The 16,014-nt window shown below is 49.5% G+C and carries 11 protein-coding genes; 7 read left to right on the forward strand and 4 right to left on the reverse strand.

Features of this window, described 5'->3' with window-relative positions; genetic code table 11:
• Window positions 1-218: 218 nt before the first annotated feature.
• On the forward strand, window positions 219-1,895 hold the full coding sequence (gene ettA, locus ACTHTS_RS03465; RefSeq protein WP_003747462.1) for an energy-dependent translational throttle protein EttA: 1,677 nt from the start codon (window positions 219-221) through the stop codon (window positions 1,893-1,895).
• A 65-nt stretch (window positions 1,896-1,960) separates the two neighbouring features.
• Here the strand turns inward: ettA and mtrR are convergent, their stop codons facing one another.
• On the reverse strand, window positions 1,961-2,596 hold the full coding sequence (mtrR, locus tag ACTHTS_RS03470; protein WP_440369228.1) for a multidrug efflux system transcriptional repressor MtrR: 636 nt from the start codon (window positions 2,594-2,596) through the stop codon (window positions 1,961-1,963).
• Between the two features lie 226 nt (window positions 2,597-2,822).
• Here mtrR and ACTHTS_RS03475 point away from each other — a divergent pair, with 226 nt between their 5' ends.
• The 3 genes from ACTHTS_RS03475 to ACTHTS_RS03485 are packed head-to-tail and all read left to right on the forward strand — an operon-like array spanning window position 2,823 to window position 8,777.
• Window positions 2,823-4,091 carry an efflux RND transporter periplasmic adaptor subunit gene (locus ACTHTS_RS03475; protein WP_440369229.1) on the forward strand — a complete coding sequence of 423 codons (1,269 nt, stop codon included), beginning with the start codon at window positions 2,823-2,825 and terminating at the stop codon, window positions 4,089-4,091.
• Between the two features lie 11 nt (window positions 4,092-4,102).
• Window positions 4,103-7,315: an efflux RND transporter permease subunit gene (locus ACTHTS_RS03480; protein WP_440369230.1), complete on the forward strand. Its 3,213-nt coding sequence runs from the start codon at window positions 4,103-4,105 to the stop codon at window positions 7,313-7,315.
• Window positions 7,316-7,370: 55 nt separating this feature from the next.
• Window positions 7,371-8,777 carry an efflux transporter outer membrane subunit gene (locus ACTHTS_RS03485; RefSeq protein WP_440369231.1) on the forward strand — a complete coding sequence of 469 codons (1,407 nt, stop codon included), beginning with the start codon at window positions 7,371-7,373 and terminating at the stop codon, window positions 8,775-8,777.
• Window positions 8,778-8,851: 74 nt separating this feature from the next.
• Here the strand turns inward: ACTHTS_RS03485 and ACTHTS_RS03490 are convergent, their stop codons facing one another.
• Both ACTHTS_RS03490 and ACTHTS_RS03495 read right to left on the reverse strand, forming a co-directional pair.
• On the reverse strand, window positions 8,852-10,189 hold the full coding sequence (locus ACTHTS_RS03490; RefSeq protein WP_440369232.1) for a GTPase/DUF3482 domain-containing protein: 1,338 nt from the start codon (window positions 10,187-10,189) through the stop codon (window positions 8,852-8,854).
• Between the two features lie 573 nt (window positions 10,190-10,762).
• Entirely contained in the window at window positions 10,763-11,224 is a 462-nt protein-coding gene (locus ACTHTS_RS03495; protein ID WP_079453694.1) for a winged helix-turn-helix transcriptional regulator, read from the reverse strand.
• A 216-nt stretch (window positions 11,225-11,440) separates the two neighbouring features.
• On the opposite strand from ACTHTS_RS03495, the gene alr reads away from it, so the two are divergent.
• On the forward strand, window positions 11,441-12,499 hold the full coding sequence (gene alr, locus ACTHTS_RS03500) for an alanine racemase (RefSeq protein ID WP_440369233.1): 1,059 nt from the start codon (window positions 11,441-11,443) through the stop codon (window positions 12,497-12,499).
• A gap of 59 nt (window positions 12,500-12,558) precedes the next feature.
• On the opposite strand, the gene ACTHTS_RS03505 is transcribed toward alr, so the two are convergent.
• On the reverse strand, window positions 12,559-13,302 hold the full coding sequence (locus ACTHTS_RS03505; RefSeq protein ID WP_036493902.1) for a pseudouridine synthase: 744 nt from the start codon (window positions 13,300-13,302) through the stop codon (window positions 12,559-12,561).
• 330 nt (window positions 13,303-13,632) lie between these two features.
• Here ACTHTS_RS03505 and ACTHTS_RS03510 point away from each other — a divergent pair, with 330 nt between their 5' ends.
• Window positions 13,633-15,714: a carbon starvation CstA family protein gene (locus ACTHTS_RS03510; protein WP_070607528.1), complete on the forward strand. Its 2,082-nt coding sequence runs from the start codon at window positions 13,633-13,635 to the stop codon at window positions 15,712-15,714.
• Window positions 15,704-15,898, forward strand: coding sequence for a YbdD/YjiX family protein (locus ACTHTS_RS03515; RefSeq protein WP_049343946.1), 195 nt, complete (start codon window positions 15,704-15,706; stop codon window positions 15,896-15,898). Before ACTHTS_RS03510 ends, ACTHTS_RS03515 begins: the two co-directional genes overlap by 11 nt.
• Window positions 15,899-16,014: the final 116 nt, after the last annotated feature.

Consider the following 16,014-nt stretch of genomic DNA (forward strand, 5'->3'; position numbering starts at 1 on the left):
TGCGCCGGATATTGGCAATGCCAGTTCAAGGATAAACTGGCTTAAATCAAATTTTCTGCGGTTTGGCATTGATACCGTCGGGCAATGAGGGCATCGGTTCGGCTCGGTGTATATGTTGATGCTTATTTCTATTTTCAGACGGCATTTGAACAAGCAAGTATTTGGGCAATAGGTTAAAATGGGCCGTCTGAAATTTGTTTGACGGAAACGAGAAAACTATGTCCCAACAATACGTCTATTCTATGCTGCGCGTGAGCAAGGTTGTGCCGCCGCAGAAAACCATTATTAAAGACATTTCCCTTTCATTTTTCCCCGGTGCAAAAATCGGTTTGCTCGGTTTGAACGGTGCGGGTAAATCTACTGTACTGCGGATTATGGCGGGTGTGGATAAAGAATTTGAGGGCGAAGCCGTACCAATGGGTGGCATTAAAATCGGCTACCTGCCGCAAGAGCCCGAGCTTGATCCTGAGAAAACCGTGCGCGAGGAAGTGGAAAGCGGTTTGGGCGAAGTAGCTGCCGCGCAGAAACGCTTGGAAGAAGTGTATGCCGAGTATGCCAATCCTGATGCGGATTTTGACGCGTTGGCGGAAGAACAAGGCCGTCTGGAAGCAATTATTGCGGCAGGTTCATCTACCGGCGGCGGTGCAGAGCATGAATTGGAAATTGCTGCCGACGCGTTGCGCCTGCCTGATTGGGATGCCAAGATCGGCAATTTGTCCGGCGGTGAAAAACGCCGTGTGGCTTTGTGCAAACTCTTATTGAGCAAGCCCGATATGCTTTTGCTTGACGAGCCGACCAACCACTTGGACGCGGAATCTGTCGAATGGCTGGAGCAATTCTTGGTACGCTTCCCAGGTACCGTGGTTGCGGTAACGCACGACCGCTACTTCCTCGACAACGCCGCTGAATGGATTTTGGAACTCGACCGCGGGCACGGTATCCCGTGGAAAGGCAATTACTCGTCTTGGCTGGAGCAGAAAGAAAAACGTTTGGAAAACGAGGCGAAATCCGAAGCTGCACGCGTGAAGGCGATGAAGCAGGAATTGGAATGGGTGCGCCAAAATGCCAAAGGCCGCCAAGCCAAGTCTAAAGCGCGTTTGGCTCGTTTTGAAGAAATGAGCAACTACGAATACCAAAAACGCAACGAAACTCAGGAAATCTTTATCCCTGTTGCCGAGCGTTTGGGTAACGAAGTAATTGAATTTGTGAATGTTTCCAAATCGTTCGGCGATAAAGTGCTGATTGACGATTTGAGCTTCAAAGTACCTGCTGGCGCGATTGTCGGCATTATCGGCCCGAACGGCGCAGGTAAATCGACGCTGTTCAAAATGATTTCGGGCAAAGAGCAGCCTGATTCCGGCGAAGTGAAAATCGGCCAAACCGTGAAAATGAGCTTGATTGACCAAAGCCGCGAAGGTTTGCAAAACGACAAAACCGTGTTCGACAACATCGCCGAAGGCCGCGACATTTTGCAGGTTGGTCAGTTTGAAATTCCAGCCCGCCAATATTTGGGACGCTTCAACTTCAAAGGCAGCGACCAAAGCAAAATCGCAGGTCAATTGTCTGGCGGCGAACGCGGTCGTCTGCACTTAGCAAAAACCTTGTTGAGCGGCGGCAATGTGTTGCTGTTGGACGAGCCGTCTAACGACCTCGACGTAGAAACCCTGCGCGCGCTGGAAGATGCATTGCTGGAATTTGCCGGCAGCGTGATGGTGATTTCGCACGACCGCTGGTTCCTCGACCGTATTGCTACGCATATCTTGGCTTGTGAAGGCGACTCTAAATGGGTGTTCTTTGACGGCAACTATCAGGAATACGAAGCCGACAAGAAACGCCGTTTGGGCGAAGAGGGCGCAAAACCGAAACGTATCCGTTACAAACCGGTAACGCGTTAATTAGGTTTGAACCAAAAGGCCGTCTGAAACTTTTAATGTTTCAGACGGCCTTTTATTTTTGATGTTTATGATTGTTTTCTTAATTGCGGATGGTTTTCCAATGTATCAATGATGATTTCAATCATGCGTGGGGCAGTTTGTGCCAAATCGAAGCCTTGACCTGAAGAAAGCCAGCGCCAAATCAAGCCGTCTAATGAAGACTTGATGAAGATGACCGCCATATCGATATCCAAATTATCCGCCAACGCTTTTTGTTGTACCGCATCAGTCAGGACGGCAACGATTTTTTCACGCCATAGCGATTGGTGTTTTTTAGCGATGGCAATGACCGCCTCGTTTTGCTCGGTGTGTTCGCATTTTAAAAACAAAATGCTGTGGAATTTATAATGAAGCTCGTTGTGTTGCAGGCGCTCGAAAAAACGGGTCAGAGTCAGTCGGAAGCTTGACCAAGCCTGTTCGTTATTGTTGTTCGAGTCTTCTTTTATGCAATTTTCGATGTCGTCGCAAATCCGTTGGAACAAGGCGTCAAACAAATCTTCTTTGTTTTTGAAATGCCAATACAGCGCGCCGCGCGTTACGCCTGCGGCTTGGGCGATTTCGTTAAGCGAGGTGCGGGCAATGCCTTTTTGATAAAACGTATCCAATGCGGCAAGCATGAGATATTCTTTGGTTTTTAAGGCTTCGGTTTTGGTTCTTCTCATAGTTGTTTTGTAGGAAATGTAAATTTATGGTTCGGATTATAAAAAATTACTTCTGAACATGCAAGAATGTATGTATAATTCAATTCAATACTTGATAGTGTTTCTCAACACTATATAATCAGCCTGTTTTTCATAAAAGCAGGCAATTTCTATTTGCGAAATATGAGATTAAAGTAATCAATTTTTAATTAGTCAAACCCTTATTTATCATAGAGATAGGAAAATTATGGCTCTTTATGCTTCTAAAATGATGCGTGTCGCGGCAATTGCAGCAGCTACTGCGTTGGCGCTTTCCGCTTGCGACAAAGGCGATGAAAAAGCAGCCGGCCAACAGGCGCAAGGCAGTCAGCAACAGCAAAAACAACCTGCACCTGAAGTGCGCGTGGTCACTGTGCATCCGGAAACCGTTGCATTAACAACCGAGTTGCCGGGCCGTCTGGAATCATTGCGTACTGCCGAAGTTCGCGCCCAAGTCGGCGGTATTCTGCAAAAACGCCTGTTCCAAGAGGGCAGTTATGTGCAAGCCGGTCAGCCTTTGTACCAAATCGACAGCTCATCTTATGAAGCAAACTTAGAAAGCGCACACGCCCAGTTGGCGAGTGCGCAAGCTACTTTGGCTAAAGCGAATGCCGACTTAGCCCGCTACAAACCGCTGGTTGCCGCCGATGCCATCAGCCAACAAGAATATGATGCGGCCGTAACGGCCAAGCGTTCGGCAGAGGCAGGCGTCAAATCCGCTCAAGCAGCCATCAAATCTGCCGGTATCAGCCTGAACCGCTCCCGCATTACTGCGCCGATTTCCGGCTTTATCGGTCAATCTAAAGTTTCTGAAGGTACGCTGCTGAATTCCGGCGATACCACTGTTTTAGCCACCATCCAACAAACCAATCCGATGTATGTCAATGTTACCCAGTCTGCGAGTGAGGTCATGAAACTGCGTCAACAGGTTGCCGAAGGCAAATTGTTGGCGGCAAACGGTGCGATTGCAGTGGACATCAAATTTGACGACGGTACGGTTTACCCTGAAAAAGGCCGTCTGCTGTTTGCAGATCCGACTGTTAACGAAACGACTGGTCAAATTACCTTGCGCGCTGCCATTCCTAATGACAGAAATATCTTGATGCCGGGCTTGTATGTGCGCGTGTTGATGGAACAAGTTGCTGTGGATAATGCATTTGTAGTGCCGCAACAAGCAGTTACCCGCGGTTCGCAAGATACGGTGATGGTGGTGAATGACAAGAGCGAAATGGAAGCGCGTGTCGTGACCGTTGCCCAACAGCAAGGTAGCAATTGGGTTATTACAGACGGCTTGAAAGACGGCGACAAAGTGATTGTTGAAGGCATCAGTATCGCCGCTATGTCGGGTGCTAAAAAGGTAACGCCGAAAGAATGGATGCCGCCTGCAAACGCTGCGGCAGCAACACCAGCAGTTTCAGACGGCCAAGCTGCATCCGAGGCCAAGCCTGAAGCTAAAGCTGCATCTGAAGCCAAATAAGGAACGCATGAATGTCTAAGTTTTTTATTGACCGCCCCATTTTTGCATGGGTTATTGCGATTTTTATCATCGCAGCGGGTATTTTCGGCATTCAAAAACTGCCGATTTCCCAATATCCGTCCGTTGCAGCGCCGACCATTACTTTGCGCGCTACTTATCCGGGCGCTTCTGCTCAGGTAATGGAAGACAGCGTACTGGCCGTTATCGAACGTAATATGTACGGTGTGGAAGGTTTGGACTATATGACGACTTCTGCCAATTCCAGCGGCAGCGGCAGCGTCAGTCTGACGTTTACACCGGAAACCAATGAAGATTTGGCGCAGGTAGACGTGCAGAACAAATTGTCGGAAGTGTTGTCCACATTGCCGTCTACCGTACAGCAATATGGTGTAACCGTATCTAAAGCGCGTTCCAACTTCTTGCAAGTGGTCATGCTTTCTTCTGAAAAGCAATCCATTGAGGAAATGAACGATTACGCCCAGCGCAATATCATTCCTGAACTGCAGCGTATCGACGGGGTAGGGCAGGTACAATTGTTTGGTGCGCAACGCGCCATGCGTATTTGGGTTGATCCGAAAAAACTGCAAAACTACAACCTGTCTTTTGCAACGGTAACCAACGCACTGGCTACTCAAAATATCCAAATTTCTGCAGGCTCTATCGGTTCTTTGCCGGCGGCTGCAGGTCAGACCATTTCGGCGACCGTTACTGCGGAAGGGCAATTAAGAACGGCTGAAGAGTTCGGCAACATCATTTTGGTATCAAATACCGACGGCTCTAATGTCTATCTGAAAGATGTGGCAAAAGTCGGCTTGGGTATGGAAGACTATTCCTCTTCCACCCGTTTGAACGGCGTCAACACTACCGGTATGGCAGTGATGCTGTCCAACAGCGGTAACGCTTTGGCAACGGCGACTGCCGTAAAAGAAAAAATGGCGGTTTTGCAGAAGTATTTCCCAGACGGTATGAGCTGGAAAGTTCCTTACGATACTTCCAAATTTGTGGAAATTTCGATTGAGAAAGTGATTCATACGCTTTTGGAAGCCATTGTTTTGGTATTCTTGGTGATGTATCTCTTCCTGCAAAACATCCGCTATACGCTGATTCCGACCATTGTTGTACCGATTTCCCTGTTGGGCGGTTTTGCCTTTATCTCATACATGGGTATGTCGATTAACGTATTGACCATGTTTGCGATGGTATTGGTGATCGGTATCGTGGTCGATGACGCGATTGTGGTCGTTGAAAACGTTGAGCGTATTATGGCGAGCGAAGGTCTGTCGCCTAAGGCTGCAACCAAAAAAGCGATGGGTCAGATTTCCGGCGCGGTTATCGGTATTACTGCCGTGTTGATGTCCGTATTTGTGCCACTGGCAATGTTTAGCGGTGCAACCGGTAACATTTACAAACAGTTTGCCTTGACCATGGCGGCATCTATCGGCTTCTCCGCATTCCTTGCCTTGACGCTGACTCCGGCATTGTGTGCCACCATGCTCAAACCGATTCAGAAGGGTCATCACGAAGAGAAAAAAGGTTTCTTCGGTTGGTTTAACAAAAAATTCGACAGCTGGACACACGGCTACGAAGGCTGGGTTGCCAAAGTCTTGCGCAAGACTTTACGCATGATGGTTGTCTATATTGGTTTGACTGTTGTGGGCGTATTCCTGTTTATGCGTCTGCCGACTTCCTTCTTGCCGACTGAAGACCAAGGTAACTTGATGTTGAGCGTACAGCTGCCTGCCGGCGCGACCAAAGAGCGTACCGATGCAACTTTGGCTCAAATCACTCAACTGGCGAAATCTGTACCTGAGATCGAGAACATTATTACCGTTTCCGGCTTTAGTTTTAGCGGTTCCGGCCAAAACATGGCTTTGGGCTTTGTCATTCTGAAAGACTGGAGCGAACGTACTGCTCCGGGCAGCGATGCGACTTCTATTTCCGGTAAGTTGACCGGCATGATGATGGCTACGCTGAAAGACGGTTTCGGTTTGGCGATTGTGCCTCCTGCCATTATGGAATTGGGTACAGGCTCCGGCTTGACGATTTACCTGCAAGACCGTAACAACAGCGGCCATGCCGCATTATTGGCCAAGCGCAATGAGTTGATTGACAAAATGCGCAAAAGCGGTTTGTTTAACCCAAGTACCGTCCGTGCGAGCGGTTTGGAAGATGCGCCGCAGTTGAAAATCGACATCAATCGTTCCGCCGCAGCCGCACAAGGTATTTCGTTCTCTGATATCCGTACTGCTTTGGCTTCTTCTTTGGGTTCGTCTTATGTCAACGATTTCCCGAATCAAGGCCGTCTGCAACGCGTAATGGTACAAGCTGATGCGAGTGCCCGTATGCAGCCTGCCGATATTCTGAACCTGACTGTACCGAATAAATCCGGCGTGGCCGTACCGCTTTCTACCATTGCTACTGTTTCTTGGGAAAACGGTATGGAACAAAGCGTCCGCTTCAATGGTTATCCGGCAATGGAGCTTTCCGGCTCTCCTGTTAATGGCGTATCTTCCGGTCAAGCCATGGCTGCGGTACAGCAAATGGTTGATGAAATGGGCGGCGGTTACAGTCTGGAATGGGGCGGTCAGTCTCGTGAAGAGGCTAAAGGCGGCTCGCAAACTGTCGTGTTGTACGCATTGGCCGCTGCCGCTGTATTCTTGGTATTGGCTGCTTTATACGAAAGCTGGTCTATCCCGTTGGCGGTTATCCTTGTGATTCCGTTGGGCTTGATTGGCGCGGCATTGGGCGTAACCGGCCGTAACATGTTTGAAGCACTGCTGGGTAGTATTCCGGCATACGCCAACGATATCTACTTCCAAGTCGGTTTCGTTACGGTGATGGGTTTGAGTGCGAAAAACGCGATTTTGATTATCGAGTTTGCCAAAGACCTGCAAGCGCAAGGCAAGAGCGCGCTTGAAGCTGCGCTTGCTGCCGCACACCTGCGTTTCCGTCCGATTATCATGACTTCGTTCGCCTTCATCTTGGGCGTGGTACCGCTCTATGTTGCCAGCGGCGCCAGCTCCGCCAGCCAACGTGCGATTGGTACGACCGTGTTCTGGGGTATGTTGATCGGTACGATTCTGTCCGTGTTCCTTGTGCCTTTGTTCTATGTGGTTGTGCGTAAATTCTTTAAAGAAACTGCACACGAGCATGAGATGGCCGCCAAACACGCCGCTGAAGCCGGCATGATTGAAGACGGTAAACACGATTCAGACAAGCACTAAAGCAAAGGCCGTCTGAAAATTTTCAGACGGCCTCAAAATGCTAAAGGATTCTAAAATGAAGAAGATTACATTCAAACCTGTACTGACCGCCGTTGCCGCTGCTGTGGCTTTGTCGGCCTGTACCATGATGCCGAAATATGAGCAGCCTCAAGTTGCCGTTGCCGATACGTTTAAATACGACGCCGTTGACGACGGTATCCGTGCCGCCGAATTGGGTTGGCAGGATTACTTTGCCGATCCGCGCCTTCACCGCCTGATCGACATCGCATTGGAACGCAATACCGATTTGCGTACAGCCGCACTGAATGCGGAAATCTACCGCAAGCAATATATGATTGCGCGTAATAATTTGTTGCCAACCGTCAATGCCAGCGGTACGGGTTCGCGCCAAGGCAGCTTGAGCGGCGGAAGCGTCAGCAGCCAATACAGCGTGGGTTTGGGCGCAGCCTCTTATGAACTTGACCTTTTCGGTCGTGTCCGCAGCACCAGCGAAGCCGCGTTGCAAGGTTATTTCAATGTGGCCGCCAACCGCGATGCCGCCCATTTGACCTTGATTTCTACCGTTGCCAAAGCCTACTTTAACGAACGCTACGCTGAAGAAACCATGGCATTGGCTCAACGCGTGTTGCAAACCCGTGAAGCGACTTACAAGCTCTCGCAATTACGCCATAAGGCCGGTGTGATTTCCGCCGTTGATTTGCGCCAACAGGAAGCCCTGATTGAATCAGCCAAAGCGGATTACGCATCTGCGGTGAAAAACCGCGAGCAAGCGCGCAATTCTTTGGCCATGCTGATTAATCAACCTTTGCCTGAAGACCTGCCTGCCGGTCTACCTTTGAGCAAGCAGTTCAAATTGACCAAACTGCCTGCCGGTTTGAGTTCGGACGTGTTGCTCAACCGTCCGGATATCCGTGCGGCCGAACACGCGCTCAAACAAGCCAATGCCAATATTGGTGCGGCTCGTGCGGCGTTTTTCCCACGCATCAGCCTGACCGGTTCGGTCGGTACAGCTTCCGGCGAGTTGAGTGGCCTGTTTAAGAGCGGTACAGGTATTTGGGCTTTTGCACCATCCATCACTCTGCCTATCTTTGACTGGGGCACAAACAAAGCCAATCTTGATGTAGCCAAACTGCGCCAACAGGCACAAATCGTTGCTTATGAAGCCGCTGTTCAATCCGCATTCAAAGACGTTTCCAATGCTTTGGTTGCGCGCGAACAGCTGGATAAAAGCTATGAAGCGTTGAGCAAGCAAAGCCGCGCCTATAATGACAGCCTGCGCCTCATCAGCCTGCGCTACAAACATGGCGTATCCAGTGCATTGGATTTGCTGGATGCCGAGCGCAGCAGTTACAGCGCGGATACTGCTCTTTTAGCCAATCAGTTGACCCGTCTGGAAAACCTTGCCGACTTGTATAAAGCACTTGGCGGCGGTTTGAAACGTGAGACCAAAGCTGCCGAATAAATATTTGCCTGCTAAGATTAAAAGGCCGTCTGAAACATTTGGATTTCAGACAGCCTTTTTGTTATGCGGCAATTCTAAGCTTTCAATTTCTCGCTTAAAGTGGCGGCATAGGCTGCGCGTTCGTTACGGCTGGCTTCGGGCTGGTGTGTGTTGAGCGAAGACCATTTGCGGTTGCTTCGTGCTTTGTTGAGTTCGCTTGGCAATTTGGCCGCATTCCATGGCGCTTTGCGTTCTTTTAGCTCGATATGCGATTGAGCCGCATGGCCGCGCGTTTGCAAGACGTGCAATAAATCCAGTGCGCGTGCGGCGAGTAGGGTAAGGGTTTCCGGATCGGTATGCAGGGTTTGTCGGCCGTTAATTTTGTCGGTGATGTCTTGAGCATTGGGTAAAATACCGCCCAATAGTCCGCCGATGGCCGTACCCAAACCAAGTGAGCCGCCGAGCGTGGCAATGTCCAAGCCTAAGCCGATGAGCGCACCTGCGGTTGCGCCGGTACCGGTACGGATGCCGTAATGTTTGAGCAATTCGCTGTCAAACGGATCTTGTTTGAAGGCTTTGGGCATCCATGTGCTGTCGCTGCCGACTTCGTCGTGATAGAAGCGGTAAAGTGTGAACAGGCGTTGTTGCATTTGCCGCTCAAGTTGGCGAATTTCCGATTGCATGACTTCCAAAGTCGGGGCAGGGTCGTCGTTTTCGGCAATTTCTTGGGTAAATGCGGCGGCATCCAGCAGAAAATCGGCAATTTCACGGCGCGCTTCCGTATCCAGCCGTTGCCACTCGCGCCGGCGCATATTGATGAGGCGGTCGAGGATGTCGCGCTTAGGTAACATGGTGGCAAGGTTGTCCCATAATCGGATTTCGCCTTCAAAGTCGAAGGCAACGGTATCGAAACCGGCGTAAACATGCAGGTTTCTGCGGGCGAGCATATTGGTCCAAGCGCTCAGGTCTTGATTTTGGGTGAAGTTGAACACGGGCATGATGGGCTTGGCGCACCAAGACAAAATGGTCAGCTCGTCTTTGTATTTGTCGAGGACGGGTTCCCGCGCATCGATGACGTACATGGCCATATCGCTTTGCATGACTTGGCGCAGCACTTTGGTCTCTTGGTTGAATTCGTGATGCGCTTCATGATTGCTGAGGAATTGTTGGATGCGTTCGATACCGTCATCGCGTGCAGATGTGTGTGTTTCCAGCCAATCCAACACGCCGCCGGCATCTTCAAGGCCGGGTGTGTCATAGAGATAAACCAAGCTGTCGTCGCCGTCGTTGATAAGAGCTTCTTCGACATGGCGCGTGGTAGAGGGCGCGTTTTTCACTTCGCCAAAGGTACTGTCGCGCAAAAGCGTACGTAAGAGCGAGGTTTTGCCTGTGTTGGTATGGCCGACGACGGCAAGGGAAAGTGGGGTGGTCATGGTCTTTGGGTCGGGTTGATATGGACTATGAATGTGTGAGTATGGAGCCGTTTATCTTTAGTAGCAATATATGTTTCAGACGGCCCTAAATTCTTTTTATATATGGGCGAAAATAGCAAGAAAAAGAGGGGAATAGCAGATTTGTTGTTTTTTAGCAAAATACTTGAAAATAGATAGGAAAACAGTTGACAGGAGGGTAGAAGGCTAGGATAATTCGCGCCGTTGAGTTGCTTGATGCAGCTTGATTTTTCTCCTCTATTTCTCCTTTGTAGACTTGGCGCATATCGAGACGGTATGCGCATTTTTTTATCTACATTGAAACATGATTACATTTAAGATCTGTAAATCGAATAATTAAGAAACTTTACAAGAAAAATACTTGCACGGTTGAATATCTTGTTGCATAATTCGTTTCGTTAGCTGGTTCGAGTAGTCAGTTAATAGTTTCTCCTCTATTTCTCCTTTGTAGACTTGGCACACATTCTGTCGGATGTGTGCATTTTTTTGCCTATTTAAAATAAAGGCCGTCTGAATGTTGTAATCTTTCAGACGGCCTTTGTGTGTTGAATAGAATTAGATGTCTAATACTACTTCTTCTTTGACTTCTTCCATGACAACATAGCTGCGGCTTTCGGACGCAGCCGGCAGTTGCAGCAGGATGTTGCCGAGCATATCGCGATAGGCGGACATATTGGGCAGGCGGACTTTGATAAGGTAGTCGTATTCGCCAGAGACCAAGTGGCATTCCAGAATTTGCGGAATCTTCAGTACTTCGCGTTTGAAGTCTTCAAAAATATTGCCGGATTTGGAACGCAGTTTCAGCTCGACAAAGACCAAGAGGCTTTGGCCTAAAGCATGAGGATTCAGATGGGCGTGATAGCCGGTGATAAGGTTGTCGCGTTCCAAGCGGCGGACGCGTTCGGTTACCGGCGTGGTGGAGAGGCCGACTTTTTCAGCCAATTCGGTCATGGGGATACGTGCGTTTTGTTGTAGGAGCTTGAGAATTTTTAAGTCGGTTTTGTCGAGTTCTTTCATGGCCTTGATGTCTGTCGTTTTCATTTGGATTGAATCATAACCTTAAAACAGGCTGAGAAGAAGCATAAATGCCTAAAGGCGCGTATGAGGTCTAAATTATGAATAGATTATTCTTGTGTCTTTCATGGAATCTTGTGTAGTTTTTGACCTATAATATTTACTTCAAAGTAATGGGGCATGCCGTCTGAAACGGAATGTCGATAAGAGGAATACATTATGCGTCCGCTCAATGCGCAAATCCGTTTGGATAATTTACGTCAAAATTATCGTTTTCTCAAAGAGTTGCATGGCAATAAATTGTTGGCTGTGATTAAGGCCGATGCTTACGGGCATGGAGCGGTCAGATGTGCACACGCGTTGGCAGATATTGCCGACGGCTTTGCGGTGGCAACGGTAGATGAAGGCGTGGAGCTGCGCCAAAACGGCATTAAAAACCCGATTGTTTTGTTGGAAGGCGTATTTGAGGCTGCGGAGTATGCGGATGTTGACCGTTATGATTTGTGGCCGGCAATCGGCAGCCAATGGCAGTTGGAGGCGTTTGTACATCATGAGTGGCAACGTTCGACAACCGTATGGCTGAAAATGGACTCAGGTATGCACCGTGCCGGTTTCTTTCCGCATAACTATGCCGCGGCCTATACTGCATTGAAACAATCCGAATCAGTTGAAAACATTGTGAAATTCAGCCATTTTTCCTGCGCGGACGAGCCGGAAAACGGCATGACCGAAATGCAGCTTGAAGCGTTTGATTTGGCGTGTGAGGGTTTGGAAGGCGAAGAGAGCTTGGCCAATTCCGCCGCGATTTTGAACGTGCCTGAAGCGCGCCGCGATTGGGGTCGTGCCGGTCTGGCCTTGTATGGCATTTCGCCTTTCGGCGGCGTGGATGAGCGTTTGAAACCTGTTATGCGTCTGACTTCCCACGTTTTCGGCGAACGCGTGTTGCAGCCGCATTCTCCGATTGGTTACGGCGCAACGTTCTACACCAGCAAATCCACCCGTGTCGGTTTGATTGCCTGCGGCTATGCCGACGGTTATCCGCGTCGCGCTTCCACTAATTCTCCAGTTGCCATCGATGGCAAACGCAGCCGTATTATCGGCAGGGTGTCTATGGATATGATTACGGTCGAACTTGAAGCCTCGAAAGAGGGCTTGGGCGCGGAAGTTGAGCTTTGGGGCGATGTGATTAATATTAATGAAGTTTCCGAAGTTGCCGGTATGATTCCGTACGAGATCCTCTGCAATATCAAACGTGCGAAGTTTACTTATATCGAGTAATCAGTAAAAGATCAGGCCGTCTGAAATGTGTTTTCAGACGGCCTTTTTGTTATCTGCAATTAAAACGATTCGTCAGCGCGTAAATAACGCCATTTGCCCGGTGGCAGTCTGCCGAGTTTGACTTTGCCCATGCGGATGCGTTTCAAACCGACGACGCGCAGGCCGACCAGTTCGCACATGCGGCGGATTTGGCGTTTTTTGCCTTGTCGCAAAATAAAGCGCAACTGGTCTTCGTTTTGCCATTCGACTTTGGCGGGGCGCAATTTTTCTCCGTCCAAACTCAAGCCGTGGTTGAGCAGGGCGAGGCCTTTGTCGTCCAGTTTGCCGCGGACGCGGACAAGGTATTCTTTTTCGCTGCTGCTGTTTTCGCCAATCAGTTGTTTGGCAATGCGGCCGTCCTGAGTGAGTACCAACAATCCGACGGAGTCGATATCCAGGCGGCCGGCAGGGGCTAAGCCGAATTTGTGTTTTTCGCTGAAAGGGATACGGCTGTCGTCGCCTTCCCAATGGTTGTCGGCTGTGATGAGTTCGGCGGCGGACTTATAGCCTTTTTCTGCCTGCGCGCTGACGTAGCCGACAGGTTTGTTCAGCAGGATGGTTACGCGCGCGGCTTGTTTTTCATGGGCTTGTTTGTTGAGGTCGATGCGGTCGCGCTCGGTGACTTTTTGACCGAGTACGGCGGTTTGGCCGTTTACTTTGACCCAGCCTTGCTCGATGTAGCTGTCTGCCTCGCGGCGCGAGCATAAGCCTAATTGCGCCATGCGTTTGGAGAGGCGCATGGTTTCGGAATCGTTGTTTTGCATGGTATGGCAATATAGAGAAATGGGAATGTCGGATTATAGCATTGACTGTTTGTCAGGCCGTCTGAAAACTGAATATTTGGGTTTTCAGACGGCCTTTCGTTTGCTATATGTTAAGAAATATTTGGTTTTGAAGTAAAAAATGAAGGGTATATTGTCTGTTTGTGTTAACCTTACGGACGAACTAATCATTTTGTTTTCAGTCGAATTGGGGTTGAAATGACATTTCACTCATGAAATCATGAAGACTATAATGACTGGTCTTTCTGAAGCGCATTAAGGCAGTTTGTCGCTAAAGCAAGCCTTGGTGCATCACGTTTTAAGGATAAATCAATGAAATCGCTCAAATCATTTTTGATCTGGGGCATTGTGGTTTTGGTAGGCTTGGCCTCCTTTACTACTTTAGCTCTCAGCCGTGGCGAGCAAGTCAGTGCGATTTGGATGGTTACGGCCGCCATTTCGGTATACTGCATTGCCTACCGTTTCTACAGTCTTTACATTGCCAACCGTGTGATGCAGCTTGATCCTAACCGTCTGACTCCGGCAGAACGCCACAATGACGGCTTGGACTATGTTCCCACACATAAAGGCGTACTGTTCGGCCACCACTTTGCCGCTATTGCCGGCGCAGGCCCTCTGGTTGGTCCTGTATTGGCAGCGCAAATGGGTTATCTGCCCGGCACTTTGTGGATTATCTTCGGCGTGGTATTTGCCGGTGCCGTACAGGATATGATGGTGCTGTTTGTTTCTATGCGCCGTGACGGTAAGTCTTTGGGCGATATCGTGAAACAAGAACTCGGTACCGTCCCAGGCGTGATTGCATCCATCGGTATTTTGATGATTATGGTCATCATTATGGCGGTGTTGGCGCTGATCGTTGTGAAAGCATTGGTTCACAGCCCTTGGGGTACGTTCACCATCGCAGCGACTATGCCGATTGCCCTGTTTATGGGTATCTACACCCGTTATATCCGTCCGGGCAAAATTGGCGAGATTTCCATCGTCGGCTTTATTTTGCTGATGTTGGCCGTGATTTACGGTGAAGATGTTGCCCACAGCTCCTTCGGCCATTGGTTCGACCTTGACGGCATTCAGCTGACTTGGGCGATTATGATTTACGGTTTCGTGGCTTCCGTATTGCCGGTTTGGCTCTTGCTGACTCCGCGCGACTATCTGTCTACCTTCCTGAAAATCGGTACGATTGCAGCTTTGGCTTTGGGTATCGTTATTGTTAACCCGACTCTGCAAATGCCTGCAGTTACCCACTTTATCGATGGTTCAGGCCCGGTATTCTCTGGTGCATTGTTCCCATTCTTATTCATTACCATTGCTTGTGGTGCGGTTTCAGGCTTCCATGCGTTGATTTCTTCAGGTACCACGCCAAAAATGGTGGAAAACGAAACCCACGTCCGCATGATCGGTTACGGTGGCATGATTATGGAAAGCTTTGTGGCCATTATGGCGCTGGCTGCCGCCGCTTCGCTTGATCCAGGCGTGTACTTCGCGATGAACAGCCCGGCCGCGCTGATTGGTACAGATGCCAACACTGCAGCCGAAGTCATTACCACCAAACTGAACTTCTCTGTTGATGCCGCAACCTTGTTGCATACTGCTAAAGAAGTGGGCGAAAACACCATTCTGTCTCGTGCAGGCGGTGCGCCAACCCTCGCAGTCGGTATGGCACACATCATGAGCCGTCTGATTCCGGGCGAAGCCATGATGGCGTTCTGGTATCACTTTGCCTTGCTGTTTGAAGCCTTGTTCATCTTGACCGCAGTTGACGCCGGTACACGCGTTGCCCGTTTCATGATTCAAGACTTGGGCAGTATCTTCTACAAACCATTCGGTAACACCGACTCTATCCCTGCCAACTTGGTTGCCACATTCTTTGCCGTGGCATTGTGGGGTTACTTCCTCTATACCGGCGTAACCGACCCTCTGGGTGGTATCAACTCGCTCTGGCCGTTGTTTGGTATCGCTAATCAAATGCTTGCAGGCGTAGCGTTGATTATGTGTACTGTTGTATTGGTGAAAATGAAACGCGACCGCTATGTTTGGGTAACTTTGGTTCCTGCTGTCGGCGTCTTGTTTGTGACCTGCTATGCCGGTTTGCAAAAACTGTTCCACAGCGACCCACGCGTCAGCTTCTTGGCTCACGCAGGCAAATACCGCGATGCCTTGGCTTCAGGCGAAGTCCTTGCTCCAGCTAAAGACATTGGCGAAATGTCACAAATCATCTTCAACGACCAAATCAATGCCGGTCTGACCGCTTTGTTCTTGGCAGTTGTCGTGATTGTCGCCGTGTACGGTTTCCGTACCGCCATGAAAGCCCGCAAAGTCGGCTGGCCAACTGCTAAAGAAATTCCAGCAGTGTACCGCGACGGTAAACAGCCGGAGGCTCAGCATGAAGCATAAGCTCGCATCTTGGTGGAAAACCATCAAGCTGACAGCAAACTTGATGGCCGGTGTCCCAGATTATGAAAACTACGTTGCCCGCCAGCGCAAACATAATCCCAATGCGCCGGTTATGACCGAGCTGCAATTCCAAGACTACTGCCGCAAACGTCGTTGCGGCAGCAACGGCGGACGCTGTTGTTAATGAAGGCATGAAAAAAGGCCGTCTGAAAATACTTTCAGACGGCCTTTCATTATGGAATATCAATAAACTCAAAAACTTTGTCTTGTCATCAATATTTAATCGAACAACTTACCAAT

Origin of the sequence: Neisseria sp. P0019.S003 (genome assembly GCF_051957115.1) — a bacterium.
Lineage (GTDB): Bacteria > Pseudomonadota > Gammaproteobacteria > Burkholderiales > Neisseriaceae > Neisseria > Neisseria flavescens_D.

Coding starts and splice junctions, on each gene's coding strand:
- ettA (WP_003747462.1), top strand. CDS start 219: ATGTCCCAACAATACGTCTATTCTATGCTGCGCGTGAGCAAGGTTGTG.
- mtrR (WP_440369228.1), bottom strand. CDS start 2,596: ATGAGAAGAACCAAAACCGAAGCCTTAAAAACCAAAGAATATCTCATG.
- ACTHTS_RS03475 (WP_440369229.1), top strand. CDS start 2,823: ATGGCTCTTTATGCTTCTAAAATGATGCGTGTCGCGGCAATTGCAGCA.
- ACTHTS_RS03480 (WP_440369230.1), top strand. CDS start 4,103: ATGTCTAAGTTTTTTATTGACCGCCCCATTTTTGCATGGGTTATTGCG.
- ACTHTS_RS03485 (WP_440369231.1), top strand. CDS start 7,371: ATGAAGAAGATTACATTCAAACCTGTACTGACCGCCGTTGCCGCTGCT.
- ACTHTS_RS03490 (WP_440369232.1), bottom strand. CDS start 10,189: ATGACCACCCCACTTTCCCTTGCCGTCGTCGGCCATACCAACACAGGC.
- ACTHTS_RS03495 (WP_079453694.1), bottom strand. CDS start 11,224: ATGAAAGAACTCGACAAAACCGACTTAAAAATTCTCAAGCTCCTACAA.
- alr (WP_440369233.1), top strand. CDS start 11,441: ATGCGTCCGCTCAATGCGCAAATCCGTTTGGATAATTTACGTCAAAAT.
- ACTHTS_RS03505 (WP_036493902.1), bottom strand. CDS start 13,302: ATGCAAAACAACGATTCCGAAACCATGCGCCTCTCCAAACGCATGGCG.
- ACTHTS_RS03510 (WP_070607528.1), top strand. CDS start 13,633: ATGAAATCGCTCAAATCATTTTTGATCTGGGGCATTGTGGTTTTGGTA.
- ACTHTS_RS03515 (WP_049343946.1), top strand. CDS start 15,704: ATGAAGCATAAGCTCGCATCTTGGTGGAAAACCATCAAGCTGACAGCA.